The sequence below is a fragment of the Anabaena sp. FACHB-595 genome, from assembly GCF_048568275.1.
In the GTDB taxonomy this organism is placed as follows: Bacteria; Cyanobacteriota; Cyanobacteriia; order Cyanobacteriales; family Nostocaceae; genus Trichormus.
In genome coordinates this window covers 4,412,473-4,428,937 of record NZ_CP183473.1, presented here as the reverse complement: position 1 = coordinate 4,428,937, position 16,465 = coordinate 4,412,473, and the positions used below count along the sequence as shown (strand labels likewise).

The 16,465-nt window shown below is 41.7% G+C and carries 17 protein-coding genes; 7 read left to right on the top strand and 10 right to left on the bottom strand.

Annotation, left to right across the window (positions count from 1 at the left end; translation table 11 throughout):
- Positions 1 to 197 precede the first annotated feature (197 nt).
- The 3 genes from ACN222_RS18390 (at position 198) to ACN222_RS18380 (ending at position 2,191) form a co-directional block, all read left to right on the top strand.
- The gene (locus ACN222_RS18390; protein WP_010997819.1) at positions 198 to 770 is read left to right on the top strand and encodes a hypothetical protein; all 573 of its coding nucleotides are present in this window, start codon (positions 198 to 200) and stop codon (positions 768 to 770) included.
- A 199-nt stretch (positions 771 to 969) separates the two neighbouring features.
- Complete coding sequence (rpmF, locus tag ACN222_RS18385) at positions 970 to 1,143, top strand: 50S ribosomal protein L32 (protein ID WP_010997818.1); 174 nt, start codon at positions 970 to 972, stop codon at positions 1,141 to 1,143.
- A gap of 457 nt (positions 1,144 to 1,600) precedes the next feature.
- The gene (locus ACN222_RS18380; RefSeq protein WP_010997817.1) at positions 1,601 to 2,191 is read left to right on the top strand and encodes a sulfite oxidase-like oxidoreductase; all 591 of its coding nucleotides are present in this window, start codon (positions 1,601 to 1,603) and stop codon (positions 2,189 to 2,191) included.
- 158 nt (positions 2,192 to 2,349) lie between these two features.
- Here ACN222_RS18380 and ACN222_RS18375 read toward each other — a convergent pair whose 3' ends face one another.
- The 3 genes from ACN222_RS18375 to ureC form a co-directional block, all read right to left on the bottom strand.
- Positions 2,350 to 3,732 (bottom strand): aldehyde dehydrogenase family protein, encoded by a 1,383-nt coding sequence (locus ACN222_RS18375; RefSeq protein WP_010997816.1) that lies wholly within the window; start codon positions 3,730 to 3,732, stop codon positions 2,350 to 2,352.
- Positions 3,733 to 3,783: 51 nt separating this feature from the next.
- Entirely contained in the window at positions 3,784 to 4,965 is a 1,182-nt protein-coding gene (locus ACN222_RS18370; RefSeq protein ID WP_044521872.1) for a hybrid sensor histidine kinase/response regulator, read from the bottom strand.
- 135 nt (positions 4,966 to 5,100) lie between these two features.
- Positions 5,101 to 6,807, bottom strand: a complete 1,707-nt coding sequence (gene ureC / locus ACN222_RS18365) for an urease subunit alpha (protein WP_010997814.1) — start codon at positions 6,805 to 6,807, stop codon at positions 5,101 to 5,103.
- Positions 6,808 to 6,875: 68 nt separating this feature from the next.
- Here ureC and ACN222_RS18360 point away from each other — a divergent pair, with 68 nt between their 5' ends.
- Positions 6,876 to 7,268, top strand: a complete 393-nt coding sequence (locus tag ACN222_RS18360; protein WP_010997813.1) for a GxxExxY protein — start codon at positions 6,876 to 6,878, stop codon at positions 7,266 to 7,268.
- Positions 7,269 to 7,285: 17 nt separating this feature from the next.
- On the opposite strand, the gene ACN222_RS18355 is transcribed toward ACN222_RS18360, so the two are convergent.
- The 3 genes from ACN222_RS18355 to ACN222_RS18345 are packed head-to-tail and all read right to left on the bottom strand — an operon-like array spanning position 7,286 to position 8,802.
- On the bottom strand, positions 7,286 to 7,612 hold the full coding sequence (locus ACN222_RS18355) for an urease subunit beta (RefSeq protein WP_010997812.1): 327 nt from the start codon (positions 7,610 to 7,612) through the stop codon (positions 7,286 to 7,288).
- Between the two features lie 20 nt (positions 7,613 to 7,632).
- Positions 7,633 to 7,935: an urease subunit gamma gene (gene ureA, locus ACN222_RS18350; RefSeq protein WP_010997811.1), complete on the bottom strand. Its 303-nt coding sequence runs from the start codon at positions 7,933 to 7,935 to the stop codon at positions 7,633 to 7,635.
- Between the two features lie 27 nt (positions 7,936 to 7,962).
- On the bottom strand, positions 7,963 to 8,802 hold the full coding sequence (locus ACN222_RS18345; protein ID WP_010997810.1) for an urease accessory protein UreD: 840 nt from the start codon (positions 8,800 to 8,802) through the stop codon (positions 7,963 to 7,965).
- A gap of 63 nt (positions 8,803 to 8,865) precedes the next feature.
- Here ACN222_RS18345 and ACN222_RS18340 point away from each other — a divergent pair, with 63 nt between their 5' ends.
- Positions 8,866 to 9,108 (top strand): hypothetical protein, encoded by a 243-nt coding sequence (locus tag ACN222_RS18340; protein ID WP_010997809.1) that lies wholly within the window; start codon positions 8,866 to 8,868, stop codon positions 9,106 to 9,108.
- A 57-nt stretch (positions 9,109 to 9,165) separates the two neighbouring features.
- On the top strand, positions 9,166 to 9,393 hold the full coding sequence (locus ACN222_RS18335; protein ID WP_010997808.1) for a hypothetical protein: 228 nt from the start codon (positions 9,166 to 9,168) through the stop codon (positions 9,391 to 9,393).
- 251 nt (positions 9,394 to 9,644) lie between these two features.
- Here ACN222_RS18335 and ACN222_RS18330 read toward each other — a convergent pair whose 3' ends face one another.
- The 3 genes from ACN222_RS18330 to groES form a co-directional block, all read right to left on the bottom strand.
- The gene (locus ACN222_RS18330) at positions 9,645 to 10,694 is read right to left on the bottom strand and encodes an HNH endonuclease signature motif containing protein (protein WP_010997807.1); all 1,050 of its coding nucleotides are present in this window, start codon (positions 10,692 to 10,694) and stop codon (positions 9,645 to 9,647) included.
- A 104-nt stretch (positions 10,695 to 10,798) separates the two neighbouring features.
- The gene (gene groL / locus ACN222_RS18325; protein WP_010997806.1) at positions 10,799 to 12,433 is read right to left on the bottom strand and encodes a chaperonin GroEL; all 1,635 of its coding nucleotides are present in this window, start codon (positions 12,431 to 12,433) and stop codon (positions 10,799 to 10,801) included.
- 95 nt (positions 12,434 to 12,528) lie between these two features.
- The gene (gene groES / locus ACN222_RS18320; protein ID WP_010997805.1) at positions 12,529 to 12,840 is read right to left on the bottom strand and encodes a co-chaperone GroES; all 312 of its coding nucleotides are present in this window, start codon (positions 12,838 to 12,840) and stop codon (positions 12,529 to 12,531) included.
- 939 nt (positions 12,841 to 13,779) lie between these two features.
- On the opposite strand from groES, the gene ACN222_RS18315 reads away from it, so the two are divergent.
- The gene (locus ACN222_RS18315; RefSeq protein WP_010997804.1) at positions 13,780 to 14,457 is read left to right on the top strand and encodes a response regulator transcription factor; all 678 of its coding nucleotides are present in this window, start codon (positions 13,780 to 13,782) and stop codon (positions 14,455 to 14,457) included.
- Positions 14,458 to 14,687: 230 nt separating this feature from the next.
- Here ACN222_RS18315 and ACN222_RS18310 read toward each other — a convergent pair whose 3' ends face one another.
- A complete protein-coding gene (locus ACN222_RS18310) occupies positions 14,688 to 16,457 on the bottom strand; it encodes a calcium-binding protein (RefSeq protein ID WP_010997803.1) in 1,770 nt (589 codons plus the stop codon).
- Positions 16,458 to 16,465 lie beyond the last annotated feature (8 nt).

Sequence of the window (16,465 nt, the reverse complement as noted above, 5' to 3'; positions counted from 1 at the left end):
CCCGCTCTTTGTAGGTTGTTGTGTGCTTGCCTAAAATTGCGGTTGGCTTTGCTGAAAAAACAAAGCTAACCTATGTCTAATAGTCTAGGAGATTCTCATTGAGTCATTAAAGATACGTATTTTTTATTACTTCCACTTTCGGGAAATTTTCTTGAGTTATTCAAATTACAGAACCTCAATTAAGGAGCTATCAGGTTATGACCAGGAGTAGTACTCACCCACTATCATCAATCATTCCCTTTAAAGTTATTAGCCAAATTGACAAAAAAATCCGGACATTTCCGTTAATCTTTTTGCTTTTATTTCCTGTTCCTGTATGGCTTGTAACAGAATTGGTTTTCCCGCAAATCGTCCGGGCTTACACAGCCAGAGTAGACTTGACTATCGACAGATTACCTGATGAAGCCTACGAAACGATATTACGCAGGGCAGAAATGAGTGCTAGGGCTGCCGCACAAAGGAGCTTTGATCAAGATATCTTGGTAACAGATATTTCCGTGATCATTTCCGTACAAAGTAATGGAGCGATCGCACCAGTGTTAGCCTTAGATGTCAGCCGTCAACAATGGCGCACCCGCCCTGATCCGCAACGTTGGGCAACTTACTTTAAAAGCGCGCGATCGCTCTTATTTTTTGAACAGCCACAAAGCGCTCCCAACCCAGCCGCCGCCGTCACTATTCCCTCACCAGATCCCAATCCAGTCCCTACAGAATCTCCAGCCGCATCCCCGCAACCAACAGTAGAACCCGCGAATCAGCCACCAAAGTGAATATTAGGGGTGGAGTCAAAGGCAAGGGAGCAGGAAGAGAAGTCGCAAGGAGGGTTTCCCTCCAGGCGAACTTCGGGAGCAGGGGAAAAGATCACTACTGACCACTGGCTATTGATGAATCTCTGAAACTTTTCCATTTGACTTAGCCAAGCGATCGCTTAGAATAGGAAGGTTGTCAAGAATTGCGATATCGGCTATCATGGCTGTTCCTAAGAAGAAAACATCTAAATCAAAACGAGATAAACGTCGAGCTACCTGGAGACACAAGGCTGCTGTGGAAGCGCAAAAAGCTCTCTCTTTGGGTAAATCAATTTTGACTGGACGTTCTACATTTGTCTATCCTACTCCGGAAGAAGAAGACGAAGAAGAATAAAAAAATAGGTAATGAGTAATTGGCAGAACCTATTACCCATTACCTTTCACCCATGACTGATGATCAAATAATGATCTAAAGCGTAAGTTATCTCTAGCTCCTAATTTTTTAGTGTTTAACAAAATTAATAATTGTAGGTATTTGTAGGGTAAATATTAATTTAGTATTGCTTTCAATAAGTGGCTCTTGCGTTGGTTTTATGGTGGAGCATTAAAATCACAGTTTTATAGAAAGGCTCAAAAACTTAAAACCCAGTCACAGCAATGAATACAGGCTATCCTTGGGTTTTATTTATTATTCTGTTCCATAAAATGAACTGAAGAGCCCAATAAGTTTGTAATATTTTTAAGCGCAGCGAAAAGTCTGAGGGGCGCAGAGCCTTAACCAATTTAATTGGCTAAGGATTAAGAAAATATAGTACTAAGCAATTTCTCTATTTTTGATTTTTACTAAGAGTATGCTAGGAAAATTTTTTCAGAAACCAGATCAGGAAAATAGCGATCGCGTTCCCCCTGGACAGCATTTAGCTAAGGGTTTTCCTGTATTAACTTATGGTGCAGCCCCTAAAGTTAGTTTGGATGGTTGGGAGTTTCGGGTTTGGGGTTTGGCAAAACCAGCCGTTTTTACTTGGTCTGATTTCATGAACTTACCTCATAATGAATTTACAGCTGACTTTCACTGTGTAACCCGTTGGTCTAAGCTGGATGTCAAGTGGACGGGGATTAAGGTAACAGATTTTATTAATCTGATTGAGGTAGACTCCAAGGCTGCTCATGTCATGGAACACTGCTATGGCGGTTACACCACGAATATCGCCATGGCAGATTTTGTCAGGGAAGAGAATTTTTTCGCTTTTAAGTTATTTGGTGAAGACCTACCCTCGGAACATGGAGGGCCGATGCGTCTAGTTGTCCCCCATCTCTACGCCTGGAAAAGTGCCAAGTGGATTAATGGATTGGAGTTTCTTGATCAGGAAGAATTGGGTTTTTGGGAACGCAACGGCTACCATCGTCGTGGTGAACCGTGGGAAGAGGAAAGATATAGTTGATGGAGGATTGGTAATAGGTAATGGGTAATGGGTAATAGTCCAATTACCCACTACCAGATTCCTCATCCACAAAGGGATGAGGAATTTTAATTCCTATTTCCTGATTTACTCATCCCCAATCCCCAATCCCCAATCCCCAATCCCTAATCCCTAATCCCCTACTTCATCATTCGTTTGAGTAAAGATAATTTATTTTTGTAGGGTGCGTAACGCCAATCTAGGTCTAGCCAGAAGGCGTTTTTCAAAACACTTTTGTAATGGGAAAAGGTGTCAAAGCTGGCTTTACCGTGATAGCTACCAATACCACTATCGCCTACACCACCAAAGGGTAGGGATGAAACACCAACGTGCATGATTGTGTCGTTAATACACACTCCACCAGATGAAGTTTCTTGCAGAACTTGTTGCTGTAGGGCTTTATTTTGGGAAAATATGTATAAAGCTAGGGGTTTTGGTTGAGAATTAATGAGGGCGATCGCATCTTTTATATCTGTGTATTCAATCATAGGTAAAATCGGCCCAAAAATTTCTTCCTGCATCACAGGATCTGCCAAAGAAACGTTATCTAGTAATGTGGGAGCAATATATTTATCTTCGTAGTTCGTTTCCCCACCAACAATAACTTGACCATTTTTGAGAAATTTAGCTAAACGCTCAAAATGTCTATGGCTAATAATCCTCCCGTAATCAGGGCTATCTATTGGGTTATCGCCATAAAATTCTTGGAGATTTTTTTGTATAGCAGCAATTAAATCTTTTTTAATTTTCTGATTAACTAAAAGATAGTCAGGCGCGATGCAAGTTTGTCCGGCGTTAATGAACTTACCCCAAGCAATGCGTTTAGCTGTATATTCTAGATGAATATTACTATCAACAATACAAGGACTTTTGCCACCCAACTCTAATGTAACTGGTGTGAGATGTTTGGCGGCGGCTTCCATAACAATTTTGCCTATGGCTGTACCACCAGTAAAAAATATATGATCGAACTTCTCGGCTAGTAACTCTTGGCTAGTTTCTGCACCACCTTCTACTACTGCCACATACTCACTGGGAAAACATTTACTAATCAGTTGTGCTGCTAAATTAGAGGTATGAGGTGCAAGTTCTGAAGGTTTGATAATGGCACAATTTCCGGCGGCGATCGCCCCTACTAGCGGTGAAATTGTTAATGCGAATGGGTAATTCCAAGGACAGATAATTAAAACGACTCCTAGCGGTTCTGGATAAATTCGGGCTGAATAAGAAAAGAAGTCTAGGGGAACATCTGCTTTTTTGGGCTTAGACCAATTTTTCAGATTTTTGATCGCATAATCAATTTCTTTAATTACACCAACCTCTGCAAAGTAAGCTTCATATTCTGATTTGTTTAAATCCGCTTTTAATGCCTTGGTTATTGCTGTTTCATTATCAGTAACTAATTTTCTCAGTTTCTTGAGTTGTTCCAGGCGAAAGTTGATATCTTTAGTTTGTCCAGCCTGAAAAAAATTACGTTGTTGTTGAATTATTTCCTTGATTTTTGAGGTTTCAATAGTAAGCATCTTTTCTAGCCCTTAATTTTCTACTTTCTCAAACTCTCAAAATATTTTCATCTAGTCTGCTTTCCCTACTATTTGAATAGGTAAACTAACGACAAAAACACTGCCTTTTCCTAACTCTGAATTAACTACTATTTTACCGTGATGAGCCTCAACAATGCGCCGAGAAAGATACAAGCCTAGACCACTACCAGAGATTTTATGACTACCTTGACGAAATCTTTCAAATAATGTGGCGTGTTCTTCTAATGGAATACCTGCGCCTGTATCTGCGATTTCAACTTGTATATAGTCGATGTTGCTAGAAGGTAAGGAAAGGTCAGAAAAATCTTGTTTAGCATTTAATATAAGGGCTTTGAGGCGGATAGTCACTGAGCCAGAGGCGGTAAATTTGATGGCGTTACCGATAAGGTTGGTAAATAAGCGATGCAATTCTAAGCGATCACCTACGGTGGGCGGAACGCCAACGCCTAGTATATTTGGTGTTGATGCGTCGCCCAAATAGCTATTAATTGCCAAGTTTTTTTCTTGAGCCAAGGGTGTCAGTTCTGCAATCACCTCATTTAATAATTGGCTAAGATCGACTGGTTGAAATGCCAAGGTTTTGCGACCAGCTTCAAAGCGATAAACCTCTAATAAAGTATTCACCATTGACAACAGGTTAATATTACTCCGCGCCATAATAGCGATTACTTCCTGCATTTGGGGTGATAAATTTCCCAAAGCACCTTGTTGAAATAGTGCCAGCATCCGATCAGCCGCTACCAAGGGAGTACGTAAATCGTGGGTGAGACGAGAGACAAAATCTTCGCGTTGGCGAGCTATTTCGTCACGTTCATCCATACTATGCTTCAAACGGAGAAGCGATCGCACTCTTGCCAGTAATTCGTCCACCGTGACAGGTTTACGAATAAAATCATCAGCACCCAAATCTAATCCATGCGCTACATTCGGGGCATCATGGGCGGTAATCAATAAAATGGGGATGTATTGCGGTAACTTCATTTCCCCCCGCACTCGCCTAGTGACTTCATAACCATCCATCCCTGGCATCATTAGATCCAATAACACCAAATCACAAGGGGATGCTTGCAATTCTGCTAATGCTGAGATGCCATTTTCGGCGGTACTAACTGTATAGCCTTCTTCCTCCAAAATGGTTTTAATCAAAAACACGTTATCTGGAGAATCATCAACAACTAGAATTTTGCCAGATTGAGAAGATTGTGAACTCATGTCATGCCGAAGGGTAATAGGGATGTTGTTATTAGCAAGCACTGAGCTAAATATCAGGCTTGACTCTTCCGTAGAGTAGGATAGCTCCCTATAAACAATCTGGCAATTGAAAATTTGATGGAATTAATCCGAATGTTAAAATAAAAAATACCTCTGCGCCATTGGTAACACTGTTGCAGGTTCACAAGTCAACAATTCCCCATCGGCTCTAACTTCATAGGATTCTGAATCTACTTCTATATGAGGTAAGGCATCATTCAGTTTCATATCCTGTTTAGTTAATTGGCGAGTTCCAGAAACTGCGACTGCTGATTTTCGTAAACCCAATTGCTGAGGAATTTCTCTTTCTAAAGCGGCTTGGGAAACAAAGGTTAAAGATGTGGCATTTCTCGCACCTGCAAAACTACCAAACATGGGACGCATATGCACAGGTTGCGGTGTGGGAATGCTGGCGTTAGCATCACCCATTTGTGACCAAGCAATCATCCCGCCTTTAATGACTATCTCTGGTTTGACACCAAAAAACGCTGGTCGCCACAAACATAAATCTGCAAGTTTACCTGCTTCTACAGAACCTACATACTGAGCGATTCCATGCGTAATTGCCGGATTGATTGTGTATTTAGCAACATATCTTTTAGCTCTTAAATTGTCTGCTTCAGCATCTCCGGTAAGGCTTCCCCGTTGCACCTTCATTTTGTGGGATGTCTGCCAAGTGCGAATTATTACTTCCCCTACTCTGCCCATAGCTTGGGAATCGGAAGCAATCATACTAAACGCGCCTAAATCATGGAGAATATCTTCGGCGGCGATGGTTTCGCGGCGGATGCGGGATTCAGCAAAAGCCACATCTTCAGCGATCGCTGGATCAAGGTGATGACATACCATCAACATATCGAGGTGTTCGTCTAAGGTGTTGACGGTGTAAGGGCGGGTAGGGTTGGTGGAAGATGGAAGAACGTTGGCTTGTCCACAGACTTTGATAATATCTGGTGCGTGTCCACCGCCTGCGCCTTCGGTGTGGTAAGTATGGATGGCGCGATTTTTAAAAGCGGCGATGGTATCTTCGACAAATCCGGCTTCGTTGAGGGTGTCGGTGTGAATGGCCACTTGTACGTCGTATTCGTCGGCTACAGTCAAGCAAGTATCAATGGTGGCGGGTGTGGTTCCCCAATCTTCGTGCAGCTTTAAACCAATTGCACCCGCAAAAATTTGTTCTACTAAGCCTTGAGGTTGACTGGCGTTACCTTTACCTAAAAATCCTAAGTTCATAGGAAACGCATCAGCCGCTTGCAGCATCCGGTACATATTCCAAGGGCCGGGGGTGCAGGTGGTGGCGTTGGTTCCTGTGGCTGGGCCTGTACCGCCGCCAATCATAGTAGTGATACCGGAGGCGATCGCTACTTCAATTTGTTGGGGACAAATAAAATGAATATGGGTATCAATACCGCCAGCCGTGAGAATCATTCCTTCCCCCGCTAAGGCTTCGGTTCCAGGGCCGATAATAATATCTACATGATCTTGAATATAGGGATTCCCGGCTTTCCCAATTTTAAATATTTTGCCATCTTTAATGCCGATATCTGCTTTGACAATCCCCCACCAATCGAGGATTAAAGCATTCGTAATGACTAAATCTACTGCACCATCGGCGTTAGCAATGGGAGATTGTCCCATCCCATCTCTAATGACTTTACCACCGCCGAATTTCACCTCATCGCCGTAGGTTGTGAAGTCTTGCTCTACTTGTATAAATAATTCTGTATCAGCAAGTCGGATGCGATCGCCTACTGTGGGGCCGTAGGTTTCAGCGTAGGCTTGGCGGGACATTCTGTAGGGCATGGTGTATTCCTTGAGGTTAAGATTGAAACGCGGAGGGGCGCGGAGGTTAGCGCGAAGGATAGAGGAGAATGGAGGAGAATGATTTGAGTGGGATGATAATTGGGTGTGGGATGAGGGTGCATACGGTGTTGGGGCCAGGGTTGTCGGAGTCGGCTTATGAGGAGTGTTTGTTTTATGAGTTGAGGCGGGAGGGACTTAGAGTGGGTAGACAAATTCCCGTACCTTTGGTGTATAAAGAAGTGGAATTAGATTGTGTTTATCGATTGGATTTAATAGTAGAAAATAAAGTAATTATTGAAATCAAATCTGTGGAATCTCTTAAACCCATTCACGCAGTACAACTTCTAACTTATTTAAAACTCACTAATTTAAAACTCACTAATTCTAAACTCGCACTCCTCCTCAACTTTAAAGTCCTCCACCTCAAAGAAGGCATCAAACGCGTAGCCAACAACCTCTAACTCCGCACCCCTCCGCGCTAACCTCCGCGCCCCTCTGCGTTAATTTCCCCATTCACCCTCCCATTAAACCCATAAACCCGACGACTCCCAACCAAAGGAACTAAACTCACTTCCTTCTCATCCCCAGGTTCAAACCTAACCGCCGTCCCCGCAGGAATATCCAGACGCATTCCTAACGCCAATTCCCTATCAAAAATTAACGCATAATTAACTTCATAAAAATGAAAATGGGAACCAACTTGAATTGGTCTATCTCCTGTATTAGCAACCAGCAATTTTACAGTATCACGACCAGCATTTAATTCAATTTCCCCGCTTGGTGTAATTATTTCCCCTGGAATCATAATTAATTAAATTTATTAAATTAACGAATAGGATTATGCACAGTTACTAACTTTGTCCCATCAGGAAAAGTTGCTTCTACCTGCACTTCATGTACCATTTCTGCTATCCCTTCCATAACATCATCTCGTGTTAAAAGAGTTGTGCCATAACTCATCAACTCTGATACTGTATTGCCATCCCTCGCACCTTCTAAAATAGCAGCAGAAATATACGCCACGGCTTCTGGATAGTTAAGTTTCAACCCCCTATTTTTGCGCCTCTCTGCTACTAAAGCGGCTGTAAAAATCAATAATTTATCTTTCTCTTGTGGCGTAAGCTGCATAATTAATTAGGAATTACAAATTACGAATTAAGTTTGCCACACTCTGGGTATACATTTACCACGACTGAAAAACTCACCTCGCAACAATTGCCAAACAGACGTAAACCAGTTTCTCACTTCAGACGTGGAAGCACCACGATATCTACATAAAAATCCATTTTCTAAGGAAGTAACGCCTGCTTCACCTTGAGTATTCCCTAAATTGCGCGCTTTTTCGATGATTTCTGTGGAAATGGGACTACCCAACCAAACTAGACTACCTACTATTGGTTGTCCAGCCAAACCATGAGGACTGTGGAAAACGGCGTCATTTCCCGGTAGCCATTGACGATCAATCCACAAAGGAACACCTTGTTGCCAAATTTCTGTATGCGATCGCCATTCTCCTTGGTAGAATTTCTCTCCTCTAGCACTACGACCAAATCGGGTAATTTCCCAGCCTAAGAAATTGGCTCCAGTGGCTAATTCTACCCGTAAATCTTGGCGATAAATTGCCCCATTAAATAAAATTGTTTCCTGCGGTAGCCATTCTAAACAAGCACCTGCATCAATTTTTATCTCGATGGTTTGTCTAGCTTGTAAGCCGTCGCTGCGATATACCTTCCCGGCGGCGGCTGTGGTAATTAAAGCTTGTGCGTTCGGTTGGAGATGGAGATTATAAGATAGGCGATCGCCTCCCACCACACCCCCGGCCGTATGTAAGATCACACTATGACAGACTTTTTCCCCTTCTGGATAAAACGGACGCTGTACCTTTAGCGGTGCTTGCTGGTGGTTGTAAATTAACTGGGTGGAATTTGAGCGATCGGCGTAGACTAAATTAAGTTTGCCATGCCAGCCTTTTACTATAGTGTCAGTTTCGCTCATTTAAGTTTCTGCAAAATTAGTAATCAATAATATTTAGAAATATAACAATAGGAGGCTACAGAAATGGCATGGATATTTAGCTTATCAGCAGAATGTGGATCTGAAGAAATCAGTGCCATAAAATTTGCTCAACATTTTATGGGTCAAATATTGATACTCTCAAATGGTAGCCCATGCCTATGTCGTGCAGATACTTTTCAAGATATCGAAAACAATTGGTGGTGTCGCGTTTATCCCAATAATATTAGTGAAATGGGAATAGATAGTCCTGAAAGTGCTTATTTAATGACAGAATTAGGTATTTGACTCTATAAACATCTACGTATTGCCCCACCATTTCGTTATGCTTTAGTAGGTGTAGAAGTGGATGAATTTAGAACCTATAGTGAACTGATTGAAGACTTACCTAATTTATCTATCCCAGGATTAGTGTTAGCCAAAAAAATTGAGCAGGAAGTTGAAACATTACAAGTTTTTAGACTTTTTAGTTCTGGTTATGTTTGGCAACCTTATGAGGGAGAAGTTTACAATCCATTAATGGTATCCCCAGACTTAAAAAATAAACTTGATGAACTTTTGGCTGCAAGTTGAACTTATGTCTTGATGAATTAAAGAATTGCACATAATATGACCCCATAAAAATTGGCGAATTAGACTATGTCCTTAATTGAGAATTTGAGATAGCAGAAATTAGCCATAGGGACTTCCCAAAATTCAATTATTCTATGGGAGTATGAAGACGATGAAGAGACTCTTTCTCGCCTAGCCTCACCAATCCTCCAGGTTGCCATAGCGAGGGAATAGTTATTTACTTGGAGGTCTCATAGCACAAAGATTGATTGCTAGTAATAAAGTATCTTAGGCAAATTAATATTTCCATTTTCAGCAAACACACTGTTAATATTTAACCCAAAGTAGTTCACAAACCTTTTGATTACTAAATCCTGCAAAAATTGTAGCTTTTCTGTTTTATTAATAACTCTACTGTATTTCAGTGTTGGTGAAGTTACTGGAGTTCCTAGTAAATAACCATTATATGTTTGTTGACCCGAATATAAGCTGATATAAGTAGTATTAGTCATCATTACTGTTAATAACATATCATTAAATGGTAAAGTTTTACTCCAGATATTTAGTATTCCTTCTATCTGGGAAATAAAACTGTTTCTCATATCGTCATATTTTAAAACATCATTAGATGAATTATCTCTACCAGTTCTCAGATATTCTAAACACATTAAGAATTCACAGTGACCGTTTCTAAAAACTTGAATTTTATGACCAAGTTTGTTTTGGACTTCGTTTGGGGATTCTTGATTAATAATTCCGTATTCATTAGGTACTGTATTATATTGATTCAAAGTATCTGAAAACATAAAATAGCCATTAAACTTAGGTAAACTCAAGCTCTTGATTAGGCTATATAACTCTGGTGTTAAAGGATCAATACTGTCTTCATAAATATGAAGAGGTGTAAGACTTGTTATAAACCAGAGTTTATTATCAGAGAAACTAATCCATGATTTTTCTCTAGATTCAATAAACTTTGAATTATCAATTGAATTAATATAAATATTGTTGTTACTCAGTTGCTTAGAAACCCAATTTTCATGTTCTGACTTGATAATTCTTAATTTTTCTACTGTCCATTCTTCTTCATTTTTATCGATTAAGGTATGATGTGTTGGACATAAAAGAATTAGATTATCGTATTCATTTCTTTGTTCAGAAGTAAGGTGACTATCTCCGCGAGGGCCTTGAGGTGAATCAGCAATAATATGAGCCATTTCGCCTAGTACGCTTTTTGAACCAACAGGTGTTAATTCAATTTTGCAAATAGCACATCGATTTCCAGAACGACCCCAAAGTATTTTTACGTCTTTCTCTTTCATATTTTATTCCTACATTGTCCCTTGTACCTTTATATTTGATTGAAAAAAATAGCTACTTCCTTTGTGGAAGCAGCTATTTTTTAAACTTATGTGACTACAGAATATTAGTAATCGAAGTCACCGCCGCCAGCGCCAGCGCCAGCAGGAGCGTTATCTTTGGGTTCTGGCTTGTCAACAACGATGCACTCGGTTGTCAACACCATTCCAGCGATGGAAGCAGCGTTTTGCAGTGCAGAACGTGTAACCTTCGCGGGGTCAACGATACCAGCCTCGAACATATCTACAAATTCGTTGGTAGCAGCGTTGAAACCAACGTTGAACGCTTTTTCTTTGACGCGTTCAGCAATTACAGCGCCGTTTTGACCAGCGTTTTCCGCAATTCTCTTCAGAGGTGCGGGTAATGCACGAGCGACAATCAAAGCACCAGTCAACTCTTCATCTTTGAGGTTGCTGTTAGCCCAAACTTCCAATTCAGGAGTGAGGTGAGCTAGGGTTGTACCGCCACCAGGAACGATACCTTCTTCCACAGCCGCCTTGGTAGCGTTGATAGCGTCTTCTAGGCGGAGTTTCTTGTCTTTCATTTCGGTTTCGGTAGCTGCACCAACTTTAACTACAGCTACACCACCAGAAAGTTTAGCCAAACGTTCTTGTAGTTTTTCTTTGTCGTAGGAAGATTCAGTTTCTTCCATTTGACGACGGATTTGTTCTACACGACCTTTGACGGCAACGTCGTTACCTTCAGCAACAATTGTGGTGCTGTCTTTGGTGATGGTGATGCGGCGCGCTTTACCCAAGCTTTCCAGCTTAGTGTTTTCCAGCTTCAGACCAGCATCTTCGGTGATTAGTTGACCGCCGGTGAGGATAGCGATATCTTCTAGCATAGCCTTACGGCGATCGCCAAAGCCAGGAGCCTTCACAGCAGCAACGTTGAGTACACCGCGTAAACGGTTAACTACTAGGGTTGCTAGAGCTTCTTTTTCAATATCTTCAGCGATAATCACCAGAGGACGACCAGCACGAGCTACTTGCTCTAGAACTGGTACTAAATCTTGGACGAGAGCAATTTTCTTATCGGTCAACAACAAGAAAGGCTCATCGAAAATCGCTTCCATCCGCTCTGGGTCGGTAGCGAAGTAGGGGGAGATATAGCCTTTGTCAAAGCGCATCCCTTCGGTGATTTCCAATTCGGTAGTTACAGACTTACCTTCTTCTAGAGAGATAACGCCTTCTTTACCTACTTTGTCCATTGCTTCGGCAATCATCTGACCGACTTCATCGTCGTTACCAGCAGAGATTGAGCCAACTTGAGCAATAGATTTAGAATCTTCTACAGGACGAGCGTGTTCTTTGATTCTGTCAACCAAGAAACCGGTAGCTTTATCAATACCGCGCTTCAACAGAATTGCGTTAGCGCCAGCCGCTACGTTCCGCAAACCTTCTTTGACAATGGCGTGAGCCAAAACGGTTGCAGTGGTTGTACCGTCACCTGCTGCATCGTTTGTTTTGGAAGCAGCTTGGCGAATCAGAGCAACACCAGTGTTTTCAATATGATCTTCTAATTCTATTTCTTTAGCGATGGTTACACCGTCATTAACGATTTGCGGCGCACCAAATTTTTTCTCTAATACTACGTTACGACCTTTGGGGCCAAGGGTAACAGCTACAGCCTCAGCCAGGATATCGATGCCTCGTTCTAGAGCGCGACGAGCGTTTTCGTTGTAGATAATGCGCTTTGCCATAGGTGTCTAAATCTCAGGAAGTTAAATCAAGTTTTGTGTCGTGAAATTTGATCATCAGTAAATAGGTATTGCGATTACCTATTACTTATTACCCATTAGCCAACGACTGCTAGAATGTCTTTTTCAGACAGTAGGACGTATTCTTCGGTTCCCAGCTTGACATCGGTGCCAGCGTACTTGGAGTACAGCACTTTATCGCCAACTTTTACTTCCAATTCTTGACGGCTACCGTCGTCATTCCGTTTGCCTGCTCCAAGAGCAACTACTTCACCTACTTGGGGTTTTTCCTTAGCGGTGTCGGGCAAATACAAACCACCTGCGGTCTTTTCTTCAGAGGCGCTCACTTTTACGAAAACGCGATCGCCTAAAGGTTTAACGGTGGATACGCTTAGAGATACTGCTGCCATACTTTAATTTCTCCAGAGTTAGCACTCTCAACTCCTGAGTGCTAATCTACCGAAGAATAGCCCCCAATGGCAATATTTACCTGTGTACGGGTTTCCGAACTAGAATGATTGGGGAGTAGGGAGTAATGGTTTAGCAAGCTTTCCATTAAAAATTACAAATTAAGTAGCTTACTTCTTGCTTTTGGTGAGTATTACGAATTACAACTGAGAAGTCATCATCTATACGTTTCTCGATAAGCCCGTAAGTACTAATACTCAATTATTCGTATTTTTCAGGTTCTTTTCTGTAAGTAATGAATATTTTTATATGGACAACTTTATTTGCAAACTGGGGAAATTGTTATAGAACAGTAATCAGGGAGACGCTCAATGAGTAACAATACAGTGATGTAGTGCAACAAAACTCAAGCTTATAGCTTGCTAGTTTGTTGTTCTAGATCGATAATAGTTGTCTAACCGGAAGTGTCTGGTATCGCCAAGCAAACCCGGAGGTTATTGAGCGGATAGTCCAAAAACACTTGATAGGCATAATGGTGGCGCAAGAATCAGCATTTTTAACCCATCCTTTGCCAACAACTCCCTTACTTGCTTGTGAACATCTAAACAAAGGCTGAACATCAGAAGGGTATGGTAGAGCAGTAAGCCGATGAAAACGCGGGTTGTGTTGCAGCTAGGGTCATCTTAAGCCAATACTTACTTGTGAACTAGAAAGATTATTATTTAATCAGTGTATTTTCACCCGCCACTTTCAAAGGGATATATAATAGCGCATTATAATACTATTGCTCTGCGTATCCTTACTAGAATATTGCCAATGCACTGGTGTGTCATCGAAAGTGAAAACCACTTTTAAGACTCCAAGGAAGAAAGGGCAACTTAAGTGGGAAAAATGACAACATCTCAACAATCCACCATAAAGGATAACCATTCAAGACCTTGATGGATCGAAGCGCGACAAGTGCCACTGCTATGAAAGAGCCCAGCATGAAAGATCACAAACGACTTCTATTGATTGATGATGACCCTAACCTCATCTTGCTGGTGAAGGACTACTTGGAATTCAGAGGATATGAAGTCATCACGGCGGAAAACGGACGAGAAGCTCTGGAAATTCTCGAACATGATGTTCCAGATATGATCATCTGTGACGTGATGATGCCAGAAATGGACGGATATACCTTTGTCGAACAAGTCCGGCAAAACGAACGCACCAGTTGGATTCCTGTTTTGTTCCTGTCAGCAAAAGGACAAAGTGCAGACCGAGTTAAAGGTCTAAACAAAGGTGCAGATGTTTATATGGTCAAGCCTTTTGAACCAGAAGAACTCGTAGCACAAGTAGAATCTTCACTGAAACAAACTATCCGTTGGAAGGAACACCAAGCCAAAGGTGGGGAAAACGGTTCTCGCATCCAAGTTCCCTTCGATGTGCAGTTAACCCCAACCGAACTGAAGGTAGTGCAGTTTGTAGCTAGGGGTCTAGCTAACCGGGAAATTGCTGAAGAATTAAATGTTAGTCAGCGCACAGTTGAAAGCCATGTGTCCAATATGTTGGGCAAAACCAATCTTCACAACCGCACCGAACTAGCACGGTGGGCGATTGAAAATCAAATGGCTTAAATAGCTATCAGCACTCAGCCGTCAGCTTTAAAAAATTAACTGACAGCTGACAGCTGATAGCTTAAATTATTTGGTTGGTAATGGGTAATAGCTCACAGGTAATTGTTGTTGACCATTACTGATTAATGCTGGGCTGAGGTTAACGGCGGAAGCCAATTCCAACTCTCGCTGATTTTATCAGTATTCACATGGATTTGATAGGAATCCCTGATTCCCCAGGTCAACGATGATTAAACCACCACAAAATTGCTGACACTGAGTGAAGGTATACCGTCTAGTTGGGCAAATTTTACCTGATTAAATCCGCTACCGTTACCATCTTGGTCAAAGTAAAGCGCTCCAGTACTTGTGTCGTAAATAAATCGTTGGTCATTTGTTGTAGCAACTGTGCCGAGGGTGAACTGACCAACTGAAAGTGAATCTGGTGATAAGTCACCACCGAAACCTACAGCACATATTTGAATGCGGTCTAGATGATCGAAGTTGTAGATACGATCAACCCCTTCATGATAATTTTTGAAAACAAAGGTATCCTCATTTAAACCACCAATCAGGATATCATCACCTGTACCGCCCATTAGCTTATTCTTGGCACGCGCAGAGCCAACATCCAAGATATCATTACCTGCACCGCCATCCAGAATATGAGTGTTGATGATAAAGCGGCTGCTGGAGCTTTTCGCAGATAGATAATCGTCTCCATCACCACCATCTAGTCTATGGAGGCCAACTGAATAGTCTGCGTAAAGGAAATCATTACCTGCACCTCCATAAAGGAAGTTGTTACCATAGGAACCGCTAACATCCAAGGTATCATCACCTGCCCCACCAATTAGAGTCTGACTGGCGTTGAAGAAGTAGGAATAATTATTCTTAGCAGACAGATAATCATTGCCATCGCCACCATCTAGTAGGTTCGTTCCAGCAGTACCGTTTGCATATAAAGAGTCGTTTCCTGCACCACCATAAACAGTATTGTGACTACGTGAATTGTCTCTAATAATTAAGATGTCATTACCTGCACCGCCGTTGAGGGTATCATTACCCCCACTACCGCCATCAATGATATCGTCGCTGTTGCCCCCTACAATAATGTCATCATGGGATGTGCCGATGATATTCAATCGTTCGATATTTTTGTAGCGGACTTGATTGGTGTCGGCGGTAATTAAACCTTGCTTAGTAGTGGTGTTGAAACTTGAGGTGATGCCAGCGATCGCAGTACTATAGTCAATGTACAAGTAATCATTACCTATTCCTCCATCAACTGTTTGAGTTACCAAGGGATGCACAACGGTGTCTGCACTTGGGCTACTGATGTAGAAAGAGTCGTCACCACTACCACCATTGAGAGTGTTAGCACCCTGAACTCCATAGGCATAAAAAATATCATTTCCATTTCCACCGGAAACTATATTCTTGCCTTTCCATTGATAACTAACATCAAGGATGTCATTTCCATCATCTCCATTAAGGACGTTATTCCCCGCAGACAAATCAACTCCGAGATAATCATCTCCACTTCCACCCCGGAGAGTATTGTTTCCTTGGGAATAGCGAGCATAAAGCTGATCATTTCCAGAACCACCATCTAAGATATTCTTTCCATAGGAAAAGCGAACATCTAAAATATCATTTCCCACTCCACCCTTGAGGGTGTTATTTCCACTGGAACTATAAACGTAAATTTCATCATTTCCCTCTCCACCATCTAAAAGGTTGTTCCCAGTGGAGTTACCTGCATCTAAAGTATCATCGCCTGCTTCACCGTATAGGCTATTATTACCTTGTTCTCCGTTTAAATTATCATTACCTTCACCACCATAGAGTTTGTCATTACCTAAGCCGCCGTAGAGTTTGTCATTATCTAAGCCGCCATATAGATAGTCATCACCTAAGCCGCCATATAGATAGTCATATCCCGCAAATCCTTTGATGGTATCGCTCTCATCACCACCATAGAGATAGTCATTGCTATTTGTTCCATGAATAATTGTCATGAATTTTG